The sequence below is a fragment of the Pseudomonas brassicacearum genome, assembly GCF_918698105.1.
Taxonomy (GTDB): domain Bacteria; phylum Pseudomonadota; class Gammaproteobacteria; order Pseudomonadales; family Pseudomonadaceae; genus Aquipseudomonas; species Aquipseudomonas brassicacearum_F.
Genome location: NZ_CAKKMI010000045.1, coordinates 20777 through 37783, shown reverse-complemented (window position 1 = coordinate 37783; position 17007 = coordinate 20777). Strand labels below are relative to the sequence as shown.

Below are 17007 nucleotides of genomic sequence, written 5' to 3'. Positions count from 1 at the left end.
ATTCGGAAACAGCTCCGCCCATCTTTTTGTCATGTTAAAGGAGGATAAACACACCCACGCATGGGCCGATTGTATAAACGTCGCCTGCGCAGAAAACAAGCGGACAAATGCGTTTCGATCGGCTGGGTTTTATGTGGTAACGTCCGCGCCCGCAAAAATCACCGGGCGCTTTTCGGATCGTCGAAACCGATGAAAAAAGGTCCACTCCAGCTAGGTCGCGGCCTACAGAGCCGTTCCACGTTTCGCACACAAATTACGCACAGGCTTATCCACAGGTAGTACGTTGCATACCCCCCAAAAACGCATTATCTTGTAGCCCGCCGCGCAAAAAACCCTACATGTAGGGTTTCAGGCCAAAAACCAAACACAAGTCGGACAGAGAATTCAAGCGCTTTTCTTGCTTCTGTCCAGCTGAAACACCGTATTTCCCCAAGCCCAGACCGCCCCTGCGGATGGCAACTGTTTCCAGGTCGAAAACGACCGAAACGGTACGGGTGTTGCAGTCAATTGCTGCCACCCCGGCAACCCGGTTTCGAGCCCCGCTCGCAACCTGAGAACTTCGGATGGAAGCGGCATTAAACGCCTGCTTCCTACTGTCCCGAAGTTGTTATGCCCGGCGCCAGTCGGTTGTAGTGCTTCAGGACGGAACGGTGGGCACCGTGATGGTGCCCAAACAAACATAGAGAACGTGGAGACACCCATGCACACCGACACAACTCGCGAGAACCCGCAGGGCACCGCGCCGCTGGCCGCCGATTCGACCCCGGATCTGTCCGCCACCGCGCCGGGCCAACTGCGTGTGATCAAGCGTAACGGCACTGTCGTTCCTTACACCGATGACAAGATTACCGTCGCCATCACCAAAGCGTTTCTCGCAGTTGAAGGTGGCACCGCTGCCGCTTCGTCGCGAATCCATGACACCGTGGCCCGCCTGACCGAACAGGTCACCGCGACCTTCAAGCGTCGCATGCCTTCGGGCGGCACCATCCACATCGAAGAAATCCAGGACCAGGTCGAACTGGCCCTGATGCGTGCCGGCGAGCAGAAAGTGGCCCGCGACTACGTGATCTACCGTGACTCCCGCGCCAAGGAACGTGCCACCCGTTCCCCGGCCGACGCTCCGGTCCAGGCCCACCCTTCGATCCGCATCGCCCGCGCCGACGGCAGCCTGGCGCCGCTGGACATGGGCCGCCTGAACACCATCGTCACCGAAGCCTGCGAAGGCCTGGAAGAAGTCGATGGCGACCTGATCCAGCGCGAAACCCTGAAGAACCTCTATGACGGCGTTGCGCTCAAGGACGTCAACACCGCGTTGGTGATGACCGCGCGAACCCTGGTGGAACGCGAGCCGAACTACTCCTTCGTGACCGCCCGCCTGCTGATGGACACCCTGCGTGCCGAAGGCCTGAGCTTCCTGGAAGTCGCCGAGAGCGCGACCCACCACGAAATGGTCGACCTGTACGCCAAGGCGTTGCCCGCTTATGTTGCCAAGGGCATCGAGTTCGAATTGCTGAACCCGGTCCTGGCCGAATTCGACCTGGAAAAACTCGGCAAGGCGATCAACCACGAGCGCGACCAGCAGTTCACCTACCTGGGCCTGCAAACCCTGTACGACCGTTACTTCATCCACAAGGATGGCGTGCGTTTCGAACTGCCGCAGATCTTCTTCATGCGCGTGGCCATGGGCCTGGCAATCGAAGAGAAGCAGCGCGAAGACCGTGCGATCGAGTTCTACAACCTGTTGTCGTCCTTCGACTACATGGCCTCGACCCCGACCCTGTTCAACGCCGGTACCCTGCGTCCACAACTGTCGAGCTGCTACCTGACCACCGTGCCGGACGACTTGTCGGGCATCTACGGCGCCATCCACGACAACGCCATGCTGTCGAAATTCGCCGGTGGCCTGGGCAACGACTGGACCCCGGTTCGCGCATTGGGCTCGTACATCAAGGGCACCAACGGCAAATCCCAGGGCGTCGTGCCGTTCCTCAAAGTGGTCAACGACACCGCGGTCGCGGTCAACCAGGGCGGCAAGCGCAAGGGCGCGGTCTGTGCCTACCTGGAAACCTGGCACATGGACATCGAAGAGTTCATCGAGCTGCGCAAGAACACCGGTGATGACCGTCGTCGTACCCACGACATGAACACCGCCAACTGGATCCCCGACCTGTTCATGAAGCGCGTCTTCGATGACGGCAAGTGGACCCTGTTCTCGCCGTCCGAAGTGCCGGACCTGCACGACCTGACCGGCAAGGCTTTCGAAGAGCGCTACGAGTACTACGAAGCCCTGACCGAGTACAACAAGATCAAGCTGTTCAAAGTCGTCCAGGCCAAAGACCTGTGGCGCAAGATGCTGTCGATGCTGTTCGAAACCGGCCACCCATGGCTGACCTTCAAGGACCCGTGCAACCTGCGCAGCCCGCAGCAGCACGTGGGCGTGGTCCACAGCTCGAACCTGTGCACCGAGATCACCCTGAACACCAACAAGGATGAGATCGCGGTCTGCAACCTGGGCTCGATCAACCTGCCGAACCACATCGTCGACGGCAAGCTGGACACCGCCAAGCTGCAACGCACCGTGAACACCGCCGTGCGCATGCTCGACAACGTGATCGACATCAACTACTACTCGGTGCCGCAAGCGAAGAACTCCAACTTCAAGCACCGTCCGGTCGGCCTGGGCATCATGGGCTTCCAGGACGCCTTGTACCTGCAGCACATCCCGTACGGTTCCGATGCCGCGGTCGAGTTCGCCGACAAGTCCATGGAAGCGGTCAGCTACTACGCGATCCAGGCTTCCTGCGACCTGGCCGACGAGCGTGGCGCCTACGAGACGTTCCAGGGTTCGCTGTGGTCCCAGGGCATCCTGCCGCTGGACTCGCAACAGATCCTGATCGCCCAGCGCGGCCAGAAGTACATCGACGTCGACCTGAACGAATCCCTGGACTGGGCACCGGTTCGCGCCCGTGTGCAGAAAGGCATCCGTAACTCCAACATCATGGCCATCGCACCGACCGCCACCATCGCCAACATCACCGGCGTGTCGCAGTCGATCGAACCGACCTACCAGAACCTGTATGTGAAATCGAACCTGTCGGGCGAATTCACCGTGATCAACCCGTACCTGGTTCGCGACCTCAAGGCTCGCGGCCTGTGGGACTCGGTCATGATCAACGACCTGAAGTACTACGATGGCTCGGTGCAACAGATCGAACGCATCCCGCAAGAGCTCAAAGCGCTCTACGCCACTGCGTTCGAAGTGGACACCAAGTGGATCGTCGACGCCGCCAGCCGTCGCCAGAAGTGGATCGACCAGGCTCAGTCGCTGAACCTGTACATCGCCGGCGCCTCGGGCAAGAAGCTCGACGTGACCTATCGCATGGCTTGGTACCGTGGCCTGAAAACCACTTACTACCTCCGTGCCCTGGCCGCCACCAGCACCGAGAAGTCGACCATCAACACCGGCAAGCTGAACGCTGTTTCCAGCGGCGGCAACCACGGTGACGATTCGGTCCTGGCTGCTCCAGCCGGCCCCGCGCCAGTGCCTAAGGCCTGCGCGATCGACGAGCCGGATTGCGAAGCTTGCCAATAAGCTGAGCGAGTGGGCGCGTAAAGGCGCCTGCTGAAAGAAGCCCCCGATAGACCGCTGGTTTATCGGGGGTTTTCTTTTGCCTGGAGAACAGTCGGCGTCTGGCCAGACCCCATCGCGAGCAGGCTCGCTCCCACAGTCGTACGCATTCCAATGTGGGAGCGAGCCTGCTCGCGATGAGGCCGGCCCAAACAATACAAAACCATAGCCCATGAAAAAGCCCCTCTCTCGAGGGGCTTCTTGTACAGCCTTCAAGCCACCATCGACATCAAGCCATCTGAATAATGGTCTGCATGATGGTGCTCTGGGTGGAGATGGTCTTGGCGTTCGCCTGGTAGTTGCTCTGGGCCTTGATCAGCTCGACCAGTTCGTTGGTCAGGTTGACGTTGGACTCTTCCAGGGAGTTGGAGACGATCGAACCCAAAGTGCCAGTTTCCGGGGCATCGTAGCCCGGGATGCCCGAGGCGAAGGTTTCTTTCCAGCTGGTGCCGCCTACCGGCTGCAAACCTTGCTCGTTGGTGAAGCTGGCGAGCGCGAGCTGGCCGATCGGCTTGGTCTGGTTGTTGCTGAAGTTGGCCAGCAAAACACCGCTGCCGTCGATGGTCAGGTTGGTGATCTGGCCGGTGGCGTAGCCGTTCTGGGCGGGAATCGAACGAGCGGTGTCGGCGTTGAACTGGGTGGTGTTGCCCATGGAAATCGTGATGGTTGGCGCACTCGCCGCGCCGTTGGCGGCCCATACACCGTTGGTCACGGTGCCAGGGACCCAACCGGTCAGTACCAGATCGCTATTGACCGTCGCTGGCGGAGTGGTGACCGTGGTCAACTTGCCGCTCGAATCGAAGTTCATGGTCGAAGGAATCGGCGCGTTCGCACCGGTCGTGGTCGGCGCGGTGCCGTTGAGGTTACGACCATCGATCAAGGTATAGACATTCCAGGTGTTGCCGGCAGTCTTGACCATGTACTGGTCCATGGAATGCTGGTTACCCTGGGTGTCGTAGACCGGGGTGGTGAATTGCTTGGTGAACGTGGCGGTGTCGCTTGGATTGAACGCGGCAGTGATCGCAGTTGCCGTCGAGTTCAGGTTGATCGTCGAGGAAACCAGGCTGGTGGCACTCGGCGGCAGGTTCGAGGTGTCGATGCGCAGGTCGGTCAAGATGCCGTTCTGGATCTTGCCGTTGGCATCCACACCATAGCCTTGCAGACGCGAAGTGCCATCGCTGTTGGTGATGAAGCCTTCCTTGTCGGTCTTGAAGGTACCGGCACGGGTGTAGCTCAGCGAACCGTCGTTGCTCAGGACAAAGAAGCCCTGGCCCTGGATGCCCATGTCCAGCACGTTGCCGGTGTTGTTCACGTCACCCTGGCCGAACTGCTGGGAAACGTTGGCCAGGCGCACGCCGTTGCCGACGGTCTTGCTGCCCGAACCCAGCTTGGTGGCCGAGTAGACGTCTTCGAATTCCGCGCGGGACGATTTGAAACCGGTGGTCGCGACGTTGGCGATGTTGTTGCCGGTCACGTCCAGCTGTTTGTTGGCTGCATAGAGACCGCTAAGGCCGATGTTGAAAGACATGTTGACTCCTTTTGCCGGTTAGTCGGCTCTACATACCAATAGTTTGTACTTTGGACAGGGCAATGCTGCCCAGTCCGGCCAGGTTGAGCATCAGCTCACCGCCCGTCTGGCTGATGGTCACGCTGCTGACCGTGGCCGGCAGGTTGGTGATCAGCGACGTGGCCTTGCCGTCGATGGTGGTCGAGGCCGCGAAGGTGTAAGTGCCCGATTCAACGACCGTGCCCGCATCGTTCTTGCCGTCCCAGATGAACGCGGAATTGCCGGCGTTCTGACTGCCCAAGTCGATGGTGCGAACAGTCTTGCCGTCCTTGTCCACGATCTTGACCGCCACGGAAGACACCGATGTCGGTACCACCACCGTGCCGTTGAGGCTCTTGGAGGTATCGACCACGGCCTTGTCGCCCGGGGCGATGACCGAACGACCGACCAGCGACGAAGCTTGCAGCGCCTGGGACGAGTTGTAGTTGCCGGCGATGCCGCTCACGGTCTGGTTGAGGGTGGTGATGCCTTCCAGGCTGCTGAACTGCGCCAGTTGGGCAACGAACTCGCCGTTATCCTGTGGCTCCAGCGGGTTCTGGTTCTTCAGCTGGGTGACCAGCAACTGCAAGAATGCATCCTTGCCCAATTCCTTCTTGCCGGTCGCCGCACTGGTCGCCGCGCCCAGGCCATCGGTCGTGGTGTTGGTCTTGACCGAGGAGTTGGCCAGAATCTCGTTGAGACTCAAACCGCTGGTAGTGTTGGTGACGCTCATGTGAATCGCCCCTTATCACTGACCGAGGGTCAGGACCTTCTGCATCATGGTTTTGGCAGTGTTCATCATTTCGGCGTTGGTCTGGAACGAACGACTGGCGGAAATCATGTCGGCCATTTCTTCGACGACGTTGACGTTCGGGTAGTAGACATAACCCTTGGCATCGGCCGCCGGATGGTTTGGCTCATAACGTGCTTCGAGGTTGCTCTGGTCTTCGACCACGCCAAGCACCTGTACGCCCTGCCCGGCCGCGTCCTGTTCCTGGAACAGCGAGTCGCTGCCGCCGGACTGGCCGCCCTGGAACATGGTGGCGAATACCGGATGGCGGGCGCGGTAGGTCTGGTCGATGCTCGACGAAACGGTCTCGGCGTTGGCGATGTTACTGGCGACGGTGTTCAGGCGAGTGGTCTGGGCACTCATGGCACTGCCGGCAATGTTGAATACGCTAGCGATCGACATGGATTACTCTCCGCGCAGGGCCGATACCAGCCCTTTGAACTTGCTGTTGAGCAGGGTGAAGCTGGCTTGGAAGTTCACGGAGTTTTCCGCGTAGTTGGACTGTTCCAGTTGAGCGTCCACGGTGTTCTGGTCGATCGAAGGTTGCATCGGCGTGCGATACATCAGCGATTCGTCGCCATTGCCCAGGCCTTCGGCTTCGATATGCCGGCTGTTGGTCATGTTCAAGGCGAAGTGGCCGTTCTTGGTCTTCTCGTTCTGCTCGGCGAGCACTTTGGAGAAGTCCAGGTCCCGAGCCTTGTAGTTCGGGGTGTCGGCGTTGGCGATGTTGTTGGCCAGGACTTCGGCACGCTGGGCGCGGAAGCTCAGGGCCTGTTCGTGGATACCGAGCGCTTTATCGAAGCTGATGCTCATGTCGGAAACCTTTGGGTGACCAGAATGTACGTACGATGAACTTAGCAAGCGCCGTGCCACTTTGAAAAAGCCCATAAACCGGGGCTTTGCGGGCGGCGGCAAAGCGGCAATGCCAGAAAAGCGGCAATCGACTTCCGCTGGCTGCCGCTTTTCTGCCGCTTTCATCAGGCAAAGGAGGTCAAAAATGTGGGAGCGAGCTTGCTCGCGATAACGGTGTATCAGTCAACATTAATGTCGTCTGCAATACCGCTATCGCGAGCAAGCTCGCTCCCACAGGGATAATTTTGACGGGAAGGAAATTGACGGGCATAAAAAACGGGAGCCCCAAGGGACTCCCGTTTTTTGACAGTTCAAGCCAATCACTTCGCCTGGTAGATGATCCCCGGGCTGCACTGGACCATCTGGTAATGATCCGGCAAACCGTTCAACGCCTCGGAGGCGCCGAGGAACAGGTAGCCGCCCGGCTTGAGCGTGCTGTGGATGCGCAGCAGGATGTCTTTCTTCACTTCGGCGGAGAAATAGATCAGTACGTTGCGGCAAAACACGATGTCGAACTTGCCCAGGCTGGCATAGCTGTCCAGCAGGTTGAACGAGCGGAACTCCACCCGGCTCTTGATCGGCGCCTTGACCCCCCATTTACCCGGCCCCTTCGGGTCGAAGTACCGTTGCAGGCGATCCGGCGACAGGCCCCGGCCGATGGCCAGGCTGTCGTACTCGCCGGTCTTGCAGTTATTGAGCATGGTTCCGGACAGGTCGGTGGCGACGATCTGCACGCCACCTTTCAACTGGCCGAGGTTGGACCGTTCGAACTCATCGATGGACATCGACAACGAATAGGGTTCCTGCCCCGACGAACAGGCTGCCGACCAGATCCGCAGGCGCTGGCCCGGGCTGGCCTTGATGGCCGCCGGCAGCACTTTGTTCTTCAGCACCTCGAACGGATAGGTGTCGCGAAACCACAGGGTTTCGTTGGTGGTCATCGCGTCCACCACCATCTCGCGCAAGCCACTGCGCGGCTGGGTCTGGATACGCTGCACCAGTTCGCCCAATGACTTGAGGCCCTGTTGTTCCATCAATTTATTGAGACGGCTCGACACCAGGTACTGCTTGTTTTCACCAAGCAAGATGCCACAGGCTTTTTCCAGGAAGACCCGGAACTGTTCGAAATCCAAATTACCCGTAGACAAAATACCGCCTCTTTCATCGTGTTGACTTGCCGGGCGCACAACGCACCCGACCTTTTATTCTGCTGCCTTGATCCGCTCGACGACCCGGGAAGCCAGGTCATCGGGACGGAATTTCGCCAGGAAATCGTCGGCACCGACCTTCTTGACCATCGCCTGGTTGAAAACCCCGGACAACGAAGTATGCAAGATGATGTGCAGCTTTTGCATGCGCGGGTCGCTGCGGATTTCCGACGTCAGGGTGTACCCATCCATCTCCGGCATTTCAATGTCGGAGATCATCATCAGAAACTCTTCCTCAGGCTTCTTGCCCTCCTCGACCAGCTTGCGCAGGTAATCCAGCGCCTGTCGCCCGTCATTCAACGCCACCACCTCGACACCGACCGTTTGCAGGCAACGGGTCACCTGCTTGCGGGCCACCGACGAGTCATCGACGGTCAACACCCGCAGCGAAATCGCCTTGTGCTGGGTTTCGGCATCCACCACACCCACAGAGATCGCTTCCGGCGTGGGCGCCACTTCGGCGAGGATCTTCTCCACGTCGATGATTTCCACCAGCTGGTTATCGACCCGGGTCACCGCCGTGAGGTAGTGATCGCGGCCGGTACCCTTGGGCGGTGGATGGATCTCTTCCCAGTTCATGTTGACGATGCGCTCCACCGAGCGCACCAGGAACCCCTGGGTCTTGGTGTTATACTCGGTGATGATCACAAACGGATTGCTCTGGTCCAGCAGCCGGCCGGAACCGGTCGCCATCGCCAGGTCGAGAATCGGGATGGTCGCACCCCGGATATTGGCCACACCGCACACGACGGGGCTGGACTTGGGCATCAGGGTCAGTTTGGGGCATTGCAGCACCTCGCGGACCTTGAATACGTTGATCCCATACATTTGTTGGCCGTCGAGACGGAACAACAACAGCTCCAGGCGATTCTGACCGACCAGCTGAGTGCGCTGGTTTACCGAATCCATTACTCCCGCCATGCCCTGACTCCTACCTAACGCTAATGTGTCCGACGCGCATTCATCACTAAACGGCACGGGGCTTGCTATTGAACCGGCATGAACGCACAAACGACATTTTCTCGACGCCTGACCACTCACTGCCGCCACTGGCTCGGTGCACTGTTGGCTGTCTGCCTGTTCACTTCGGGCGGTCCTGCCCTTGCTGCTGTTCCGGTTACCTTGCCTGATCTCCTTATCGGCGTCACTCAGGGCTTTCTTGAATTCACCGTAGAAGACTATCTGGCTACCAGTCAAACCGAAGGTCGCTACGAAATCGAAGTCAACCAACTCGACCCGCGCCTGCGCATGCCAATGTGCGACAAGGAATTGACTGCGTCGCTGGAGAGCCCGGCCCGGCCCCTGGGCCGCGTCACGGTGAAGGTTCGTTGCGACAGCGCCGCGCCCTGGACGGTGTTCGTGCCCGCTCAAGTGCGCCTGTTTCGGGAAATTGTCACCACCACGCGTCCGCTCAAGCGGGCCGGGATCGTCGAGCCCCAGGACGTGATGTTGCGTGAACGGGACATCAGCCAGATCACCCAGGGCTTCCTGACCTCCGTCGACCAGGCCATCGGGCAGAAACTTGTCCGACCAATGGTCGCCGATCAGGTCGTGACGCTGGTGCATCTGGAGCAAGCCGAGGTGGTCCGCAAGGGCGACCAGGTGGTAATCACCGCCCGCAGCGGCTCCCTGGCCGTGCGGATGCCCGGCGAGGCTCTGTCCAACGGCGGCATGCGTGAACAGATACGGGTAAAAAACCTCAATTCCCAGCGCGTCATCAAGGCACAAGTGATGGCCCCGGGCCAAGTGGAAGTGGCGATGTAGTGGTCAGGTAGAGGAGGTAGAAAGCTGGCGCTTGATCCCGGTGTTCCCTAGACTGTGCCTTACGCAAAGGCAAGCGCAGACGTGCGCACGTTCATTGTATAAATGAGCCTAAAGTTTTTTTGGGGATGGCCGAAAACATGGCAAGCGTCCAAATACCCAGAGGTTTTTTACCATGGTCATCGATTTCAATCGTTTAAACAGCTCTTCGCCGCTGACAGGCACTACGCGTACCAGCGCCACCAAGGAAACCGCCGAAGCCGGCAAATCCGCGCCGCTGTCTACACCCGCCGAACAGGTCAGCAACGGGGAGTCGGTACACCTCAGCAATGAGGCTCAGCAGTTGCAGAAGGTCACTGACAAGCTGCGCGATCAACCTGTCGTCGACAACGCCCGCGTGGCCGAGTTGAAAGCAGCCATCGCCGATGGCAGCTACAAAGTCGACAGCAACCGCGTAGCCAGCAAACTGCTCAACTTCGAAGCCCAGCGCTAGGCCATCGCCTGCGCCAGGCTTTTGGACGCTAAGACCCAAGGCCAGCCATGCACGACACTCATTTATTGCAACTGATCATCGACGACTTCGTTCCAGCGCAACAATTGCTGGAGTTATTGCAGGCCGAATCCGTGGCCCTGCACGGTCGTGACATGCCTTTGCTGGAAACTATCCTGGCGCAGAAACAGGCACTGATCATCTTGCTCGACCAGCATGGCCGCAAGCGCAGCGAGATCCTCGCCAGCCTCAACCTGCCCGCCAGTCATGACGGCCTTGAGCAGCTGGCCACCCAGTCGACCATCGGCGACCAGTTGCGCTCCCAGAGCAAAGTACTCAACGACCTGCTCGCCCAATGCCAGGCAACCAACGCTCGCAACGGCCAGTCGATCCTGATGCAGCAAGCCGCCACCGCCAACCAGTTGCGCATCCTCAACGGTGGCGAGATCCCGACGCTGTATGACGCCAGCGGTTCGACGGCCAGAATGGTCAAGCACCGCCCGCTCAGCCAGGCATGAAACGAACAATGCCTTCGCTCTATCAACGCGCGATACATGCTGGCAAAATGCCGGCCATTCGTAGTCGTATTTTGCCTGGAGATTGACTCACCGTGTTCAATGCCTCAAACGCGGATGATGCTCCGCAGCCCCCCAAGGTCCTCACCACGCCCCTGGAAATCTCCGGCAACCTGCGGATGCTGCAAGAGAGCCATGACCCACTGATCATTACCTTCCACGAACGTAGCCAGCGCTTCCAGAGCTACCTGGTCAATGTTGATCGCGAGACCAACTCCATCGCCCTGGATGAAATGATTCCCCGCGACGGCGAGCGTTTCCTGCTGGCGGGCGAGCCTTTTCGTGTCGAGGGTTTCCATGACGGTGTGCGTATCGCATGGGATGGCAAGGGCCCACTGACTATCGATGAATCCAGCGACGGTCGCTGCTATCGCGGCGCCCTGCCCGACGAAGTGGTCTACCACCAACGTCGCAACGCCTTCCGCGCGGCCCTGAAACTGGCACAACTGGTGAACGTTGAACTGGGTGGCGACAAGCTCAAGTCCCCGGTGGACGGCAAGCTGCTGGACATCTCCGCCACCGGTTGCAAGTTGCGCTTCGAGGGCGACATCACGCAGCGACTGCAATTGGGCCAGGTGTACGAGCGCTTCATCGCGGCCCTGCCTTTTGGCAACATGACCGCGCCCGTCGAACTGCGTTACCTGCATTTCGAAGAAAGGATCAACACCACGTTCGCCGGTGTACGCTTCCACAACATCAGTGGCCTGGTGCAACGGCAGGTCGAGCGGTTCGTCTACCAGCTCCAACGAGAAGCCCGGCGCTTCGATAAAGACGACCTTTGATTTTCAAGCCTGAAAAACGGGCAGTCCCTTGCGGCGACTGCCCGTTTTTTTATGCCTGCTTCAAGGCCTGGCCTGGGTAAAACTCGGTGTCTCAGGATCCTCGGTTTCGGTTTCGGTTTCAGCCTCGGCCGCGGTCTCAGTGCCCGGCTCAGGCTCCACGTCCGGATTGGCCGGCGCCTGCATTTGCTCCTGCACCACCTGCTCATCCACCCGCGGATCAAGGCACGCCACCAACGGCGAACTCGACATGCTGTCCGGCATTGCAACGTGCTGCAGCGGTGCGTCATCGACCTGATGCAGGTTGGTCACCGCTTTCGGCCGGATCCGCCACACCAGCACCAAGGCAAAGAAGGCGAAGAAGCCGTAGAGCATCTGGCTGCCGAACATCTTCATCAGCACGCCAGCCACCAGCGGCCCGATACTGGCCCCCACGCCGTAGGTCACCAGCAGCATCGCGGTCAGGGACACCCGTCGATCAGCTTCGACGTGGTCGTTGGAGAACGCTACCGCCAGCGGATACAGGCAGAACTGCACCAGCGAACAAAAGAACCCCGCGACGAACAGCACTTCCAGCGGCACCGTCGGGAGAATCGCCAACGGCAGCGCACAGATCGTCAGGACCAGCGCAAAGCAGCGGATCAGCAGCGCCCGGTCATATCGATCGGATAGCCAGCCCAGGGGCCACTGCACCAGCAGTCCGGCGAAGATGCAGCTACCCATGAACAGACCGACCTGCTCGGTCGACAGGCCCTGCTGAGAGGCATACAAGGGCGCCAAGCCATAGAACGAGCCGACGATCAATCCGGAGCCCAGCACCGTACTCAAGGACTGCGGCACACGCTTGATGAAGAAGCGCGGCTCCATGGGCGCCGGATGCAGCGCCGCCGGGTGAATTCGCCGGGTCAGTGTCACCGGCACCAGGCACAAGGCGAAGCACAGCGCCACCAGCATCAACAGCTCAGGCCCCAGGGCCGGGTGCATGACCAGAATCAACTGGCCCAGCACCAGGCCCAGGTACGAGGCGATCATGTAGCCGCTGAACACCACCCCGCGCTGCTTGGCGTCGGCCTGTTCGTTGAGCCAGCTCTCGATGACCATGTACTGGCACATCATGCCGAGGCCGACAATCATCCGCAGCACGATCCAGGCCGGCAGCCAGTCCACCAGGCCATGACCCAGCACTGCCGCCCCGACAATCCCGGCGCAGGCCGAATAGGCGCGGATGTGGCCGACGCGGGCGATCAGCCGGTGGCCGATCTTGCCACCCAGCACCAGGCCGAAATAGTTGGCGGCCATCAGCGCACCGACCCAGAGGCTGTCCACATGGTCGGCGGCCAGGCGCAAGGCCAGGTAAGTACTCAAGAGGCCCGAGCCGATCAACATCATCAGCGAGGCGAAATAAAGCGCTCGAAAAGGTTTCCAGATTTGGCGCATCGGCGTTCCGAGCGGCTCCTTGAGGTGAGTAAGGGCTACCTGTTGAAGATAGCCCGAATGCGACGGTTCGTTAGGCCTGGGCCGCGAGGACACGCCGCTCCCAGGGCGTGATTTCATCGAAGAAGCTGGTCAGCTCCAGGGTCTTGGAGGCGATGTAGCCTTCGATGAACTCCGTACCGAACAGTTCCTTCGCCAGATGACTACGCTTCAGACGCTCCAGGGCGGCATGCAAGGTACATGGCAACGACAGATTATCCGGCACTTCGAATTCGCCCTGGATCGCCGCGCTCGGCTCCAGCCGATGTTCAATCCCATACAGCCCGGCGGCCAGGCTGGCGGCAATCGCCAGGTAGGGGTTGGCATCGGCCCCCGGCAAGCGGTTCTCGACCCGCCGGGCCACTGGCGAACTGGCGGGAATCCGCAACCCGGCCGAACGGTTGTCGTGGGACCAACAAGCATTGTTCGGCGAGGCGAACGGGTGGCACAGGCGCTGGTAGGAGTTCACGTTCGGCGCGAACAACGCGGTGAAATCCGCCAGGCACGCCTGTTGCCCACCGATGAAATGCCGGAAAGTCGCCGTCGCTTCGCCCGCTTCGTCACTGAAAACGTTGCGACCGCTGTCTGCCTCGACGACGCTCTGATGGATGTGCATCGAACTGCCCGGCGTGTGGGCCAGGGGCTTGGCCATGCAGACCACAGTCAGGCCGTGCTTGAGCGCCACTTCCTTGAGCAGGTGCTTGAACAGGAACGTCTGGTCGGCCAGCAACAGCGGGTCGCCGTGGAGCAAATTGATCTCGAACTGGCTCACGCCCATTTCATGCATGAAGGTGTCGCGAGGCAGGCCCAGCGCCGCCATGCATTCATAGACTTCACTGAAGAACGGGCGCAGGCCATTGTTGGAACTGACGCTGAACGCCGAGTGGCCGTCTTCGCGACGCCCATCCAGGCCCATCGGCGGCTGGAACGGCTGGGTCGGGTCCGGGTTTGGGGCAAACACGAAAAATTCCAATTCGGTCGCCACCACCGGCGCCAGGCCCAGGGCTGCATAGCGAGCGACAACGGCCTTGAGCTGGCCGCGCGTCGAGAGCCGGGAGCTTTCACCGGTCAACTCGTCGGCATCGCAGATCGCCAGGGCCCGGGGCTGTTGGCTCCAGGGCAGGCGATGGATCTGTTTTGGATCGGCCACCAGCGCCAGGTCGCCGTCATCGCTGCCGTAGAAACGCGCTGGCGGATAACCGCCCATGATGCATTGCAGCAGCACGCCCCGCGCCAACTGCAACCGCCGGCCTTCGAGGAAACCCTCAGCGGTCATCACCTTGCCCCGCGGCACGCCATTCAAATCCGGCGTGACACATTCAATCTCATCAATGCCCGTCAGTCGCTGCGCGAGTGAACGCTGGCCATCGGTCGTCATGACGCAATCCTTGTTATGTGCGAGCCGCGAACGGCAACCCGTACAAAATAGGCTTCGGCTGTTCGGAATATCAAGCACCCGGAGGCAATTTAAAATCTCACGCAATACGAGTGTGGGAGCGAGCTTGCTCGCGATGGCGTCGGCTCAGTCAATATTGAGCTGACTGATACGCCGCTATCGCGAGCAAGCTCGCTCCCACAGAGGATTTGTGCTGTTTTTTATAAAGCGCACGCTCAGGGCAAGTAAAGCCGGAACACGCCACCGCCCAACACACCGCCATTGGCGATCTCGGTGCGCCCGCTCACGCCGCCGCGCTGGTGCAGCCCGGCGATCCGCGCGGCGAAGTACAGGCCCAGCCCGGTGCTGCCGCTGCTGTGGTTGATGCCCTGCACATACTCGGCCTGACGCTCGATCATCTCTGGCGGGTAACCGTCGCCGTCGTCGTTGATGGTCAGCACCAGTTGCCCGGCCTCGTCGCTGACACTGATCAGCAGCGCCTGGCGCGCATGGCGAATGGCGTTGTTGATGCAGTTGTCGAGCACCGAAGCAATCAGTTCACGGTCGAAAAAGCCCAAGGGGCTGAGCGGATCGACCTCATAGGTGACCATGATCCCGCGACTGCGGAACACGTCCTGATGGCCGGCCAGTTGCGCCTCGATGAAGTCATCCAGCTCATGGTAGGCCGGGTGCAGCGGCAACTGGTTGACACCGAGCTTGTACAGCCCCAGCAGTTGCACCAGCAAACCATTGAGATGGGCGAATTCGAACTCGATGACGCCTTGCTCCGAGGTCTGGCGCGCGGATTCGGGCAAGCGCTCGAGCCATTGCGTATGCGTCTGCATGAGCAAGGTCAGGGAGTTCTTCATGTCGTGCACGGTAGACGCGATCACCGTGGAAAAATCGAGGGCCTGTTCGCTGTCATTCATCGCCAAATGCCTTGCTTCGCAGTTTTTGATAACGCGCAAAACGCGCATCGGTGTCGGGCATCATGCCCACCAGTTTCAGGCAGGCGCGGCACTCCTGCAGCAGTTCCGACTCCACGCTGGTGTCGGTGCCATGCAGCAGCGATTGCGCCATGTTCAGGGCAATACTGATGTTCTTCGGTTGCATCTTCAGGGCGCGGCGGAACAGCTCCCGCGCCTGCGGCAACGCGCCGGTCTTGTAGACCCGCACACCTTCGCGGTTCAGCTCGGCGGCGGCATTGCCCTGGTTGAGAATGTTCGGGTCGTCGGTGAGCTTGGCGATGCCCTGCATCACCGTCGGGTCATCACCGTAGATTTCCGCGCAGTTCTTGAGCATCGACTCGCCGGCGCTGGTTTGGCCAAGCATTTGCAACTGCTTGGCCACCAGCAACGCGGCCTCGGCGCTCATGAATTGCTCCATGCCATCGAGGCGCTGCAAGGCCTGTTCGGTGAGCTTTTCGGCGGTTTCGGCATCGTTTAGCAACAGGCTGGTGGCCTTCATCAGCCGCGCCCGGACCTGCAGCCCGGGGTCGTTGAGGTTCTCCTTCGCCACGGCGCTGAGCGTGGTGTTGATCTCCAGCCGGGTCCGGGTATCGAGGCCTTTTTCGCTGCCCTTGCTGATCAGCGCATGGGCCAGGCCCAGATTGCTTTCCGGGTCCTTGAAGCGCGACTGCGCGCCCTGCCCGACCGCCTGGCGATAGGCTCGGGAAGCCGTGTCATAGTCTTCGTTGGTCATCGCCAGCTTGCCCAACAACGATTGGCGGCGCACGGCCAGCGGCGACAGGCGCACCGCCTCTTCCAGCACGTGCTGCGCCTGCTTGGTGTCACCTTCGGCCATTAACACTTCGGCCATGCCGTCGTACAACGCCGGCATCATTGGAAAGACTTTCAGGGCCTTTTCATAGACAGCCTTGGCCTGCCCCACCTGGCCGCGCTTGAACATCAACTTGCCCAGCCCCGCGTAGGCCCACGGCAACGGGCGATCCGCGATGATGGAGTTGTACAGCCGCTCAAGGGCTTCGTTCTGATTCAGGTCGCGCAACGCATCGGCGCGATAACGCAGGCACAACGGCCCGTAGCGCGGGTCCTGCTTGCACAGGGCGATGCAGGCATTGAGCACTTCCATCGGCTTGCCACGATCGAGGGCTTGCAGGATCGGCTTGAGCAAGGTCTTGCGCTGCTCGAGCCGCTCCAGTCGCTGGGCCAGGCCGGAGCGGTTGAACGGTTTGGTCAGGTACGCATCGGGCTCATGCTCCAAGGCACTGAGCACCATGGCCTGGCTGGTCTCGGCGGTCACCATGAGGAAGACACTTTCATGGCTGATCAGCTTTTCGACCATCAGGTCTTCAAGCACCTGCTGGCCATTCTTGCGCCCATCGCCCAGGTGATAATCCTGCAAGATGAAGTCATAGCGTTTCTGCGAGCACATGCGCAGCGCCACTTCACCGGTGTCGGCGGTGTCCACGTCCTTGACGCCCAGCTCACGCAGCATGGAGCGGATCGAACTGCGGAAATCCGAGAAATCATCGACGATCAGAAAACTTTTTTGGTGGTACGCCAGCATC

The 17007-nt window shown here is 60.2% G+C and carries 15 protein-coding genes; 5 read left to right on the top strand and 10 right to left on the bottom strand.

The annotated features are described in order from the left end of the window. The first annotated feature begins 700 nt into the window (after positions 1-700). Positions 701-3592, top strand: a complete 2892-nt coding sequence (locus tag LQ215_RS18185) for a ribonucleoside-diphosphate reductase subunit alpha (RefSeq protein ID WP_230151870.1) — start codon at positions 701-703, stop codon at positions 3590-3592. Positions 3593-3857: 265 nt separating this feature from the next. On the opposite strand, the gene flgE is transcribed toward LQ215_RS18185, so the two are convergent. From flgE to LQ215_RS18155, 6 genes are all read right to left on the bottom strand, one after another. Next, a complete protein-coding gene (gene flgE, locus LQ215_RS18180; protein ID WP_230151868.1) occupies positions 3858-5156 on the bottom strand; it encodes a flagellar hook protein FlgE in 1299 nt (432 codons plus the stop codon). Between the two features lie 28 nt (positions 5157-5184). Next, positions 5185-5907, bottom strand: coding sequence for a flagellar hook assembly protein FlgD (gene flgD, locus LQ215_RS18175; RefSeq protein WP_230151865.1), 723 nt, complete (start codon positions 5905-5907; stop codon positions 5185-5187). A gap of 15 nt (positions 5908-5922) precedes the next feature. After that, complete coding sequence (flgC, locus tag LQ215_RS18170; protein WP_003204730.1) at positions 5923-6366, bottom strand: flagellar basal body rod protein FlgC; 444 nt, start codon at positions 6364-6366, stop codon at positions 5923-5925. Between the two features lie 3 nt (positions 6367-6369). Continuing rightward, positions 6370-6777 carry a flagellar basal body rod protein FlgB gene (gene flgB / locus LQ215_RS18165; RefSeq protein ID WP_003204732.1) on the bottom strand — a complete coding sequence of 136 codons (408 nt, stop codon included), beginning with the start codon at positions 6775-6777 and terminating at the stop codon, positions 6370-6372. 359 nt (positions 6778-7136) lie between these two features. Continuing rightward, positions 7137-7964, bottom strand: coding sequence for a CheR family methyltransferase (gene cheR / locus LQ215_RS18160; protein WP_230151862.1), 828 nt, complete (start codon positions 7962-7964; stop codon positions 7137-7139). 54 nt (positions 7965-8018) lie between these two features. Next, entirely contained in the window at positions 8019-8945 is a 927-nt protein-coding gene (locus LQ215_RS18155; protein ID WP_230151859.1) for a chemotaxis protein CheV, read from the bottom strand. Positions 8946-9023: 78 nt separating this feature from the next. On the opposite strand from LQ215_RS18155, the gene flgA reads away from it, so the two are divergent. The 4 genes from flgA (at position 9024) to LQ215_RS18135 (ending at position 11632) form a co-directional block, all read left to right on the top strand. After that, a complete protein-coding gene (gene flgA / locus LQ215_RS18150) occupies positions 9024-9788 on the top strand; it encodes a flagellar basal body P-ring formation chaperone FlgA (protein WP_063324729.1) in 765 nt (254 codons plus the stop codon). Between the two features lie 172 nt (positions 9789-9960). Then, positions 9961-10278 carry a flagellar biosynthesis anti-sigma factor FlgM gene (gene flgM / locus LQ215_RS18145; protein WP_230151856.1) on the top strand — a complete coding sequence of 106 codons (318 nt, stop codon included), beginning with the start codon at positions 9961-9963 and terminating at the stop codon, positions 10276-10278. Positions 10279-10325: 47 nt separating this feature from the next. Continuing rightward, positions 10326-10793 (top strand): flagella synthesis protein FlgN, encoded by a 468-nt coding sequence (locus LQ215_RS18140; RefSeq protein ID WP_230151854.1) that lies wholly within the window; start codon positions 10326-10328, stop codon positions 10791-10793. A gap of 92 nt (positions 10794-10885) precedes the next feature. Next, on the top strand, positions 10886-11632 hold the full coding sequence (locus LQ215_RS18135; protein WP_058544888.1) for a flagellar brake protein: 747 nt from the start codon (positions 10886-10888) through the stop codon (positions 11630-11632). Between the two features lie 60 nt (positions 11633-11692). On the opposite strand, the gene LQ215_RS18130 is transcribed toward LQ215_RS18135, so the two are convergent. The 4 genes from LQ215_RS18130 to LQ215_RS18115 form a co-directional block, all read right to left on the bottom strand. Beyond that, complete coding sequence (locus tag LQ215_RS18130; RefSeq protein ID WP_230151851.1) at positions 11693-13066, bottom strand: MFS transporter; 1374 nt, start codon at positions 13064-13066, stop codon at positions 11693-11695. A 70-nt stretch (positions 13067-13136) separates the two neighbouring features. Further along, on the bottom strand, positions 13137-14378 hold the full coding sequence (locus tag LQ215_RS18125; RefSeq protein ID WP_230151897.1) for a glutamine synthetase family protein: 1242 nt from the start codon (positions 14376-14378) through the stop codon (positions 13137-13139). Positions 14379-14713: 335 nt separating this feature from the next. Then, positions 14714-15406 carry a sensor histidine kinase gene (locus LQ215_RS18120; RefSeq protein WP_230151849.1) on the bottom strand — a complete coding sequence of 231 codons (693 nt, stop codon included), beginning with the start codon at positions 15404-15406 and terminating at the stop codon, positions 14714-14716. Further along, complete coding sequence (locus LQ215_RS18115) at positions 15399-17006, bottom strand: tetratricopeptide repeat-containing response regulator (RefSeq protein ID WP_230151846.1); 1608 nt, start codon at positions 17004-17006, stop codon at positions 15399-15401. Before LQ215_RS18115 ends, LQ215_RS18120 begins: the two co-directional genes overlap by 8 nt. Between the last annotated feature and the right edge of the window lies 1 nt (position 17007).

Coding starts and splice junctions, on each gene's coding strand:
- LQ215_RS18185 (WP_230151870.1), top strand. CDS start 701: ATGCACACCGACACAACTCGCGAGAACCCGCAGGGCACCGCGCCGCTG.
- flgE (WP_230151868.1), bottom strand. CDS start 5,156: ATGTCTTTCAACATCGGCCTTAGCGGTCTCTATGCAGCCAACAAACAG.
- flgD (WP_230151865.1), bottom strand. CDS start 5,907: ATGAGCGTCACCAACACTACCAGCGGTTTGAGTCTCAACGAGATTCTG.
- flgC (WP_003204730.1), bottom strand. CDS start 6,366: ATGTCGATCGCTAGCGTATTCAACATTGCCGGCAGTGCCATGAGTGCC.
- flgB (WP_003204732.1), bottom strand. CDS start 6,777: ATGAGCATCAGCTTCGATAAAGCGCTCGGTATCCACGAACAGGCCCTG.
- LQ215_RS18155 (WP_230151859.1), bottom strand. CDS start 8,945: ATGGCGGGAGTAATGGATTCGGTAAACCAGCGCACTCAGCTGGTCGGT.
- flgA (WP_063324729.1), top strand. CDS start 9,024: ATGAACGCACAAACGACATTTTCTCGACGCCTGACCACTCACTGCCGC.
- flgM (WP_230151856.1), top strand. CDS start 9,961: ATGGTCATCGATTTCAATCGTTTAAACAGCTCTTCGCCGCTGACAGGC.
- LQ215_RS18140 (WP_230151854.1), top strand. CDS start 10,326: ATGCACGACACTCATTTATTGCAACTGATCATCGACGACTTCGTTCCA.
- LQ215_RS18130 (WP_230151851.1), bottom strand. CDS start 13,066: ATGCGCCAAATCTGGAAACCTTTTCGAGCGCTTTATTTCGCCTCGCTG.
- LQ215_RS18125 (WP_230151897.1), bottom strand. CDS start 14,378: ATGACCGCTGAGGGTTTCCTCGAAGGCCGGCGGTTGCAGTTGGCGCGG.
- LQ215_RS18120 (WP_230151849.1), bottom strand. CDS start 15,406: ATGAATGACAGCGAACAGGCCCTCGATTTTTCCACGGTGATCGCGTCT.
- LQ215_RS18115 (WP_230151846.1), bottom strand. CDS start 17,006: ATGCTGGCGTACCACCAAAAAAGTTTTCTGATCGTCGATGATTTCTCG.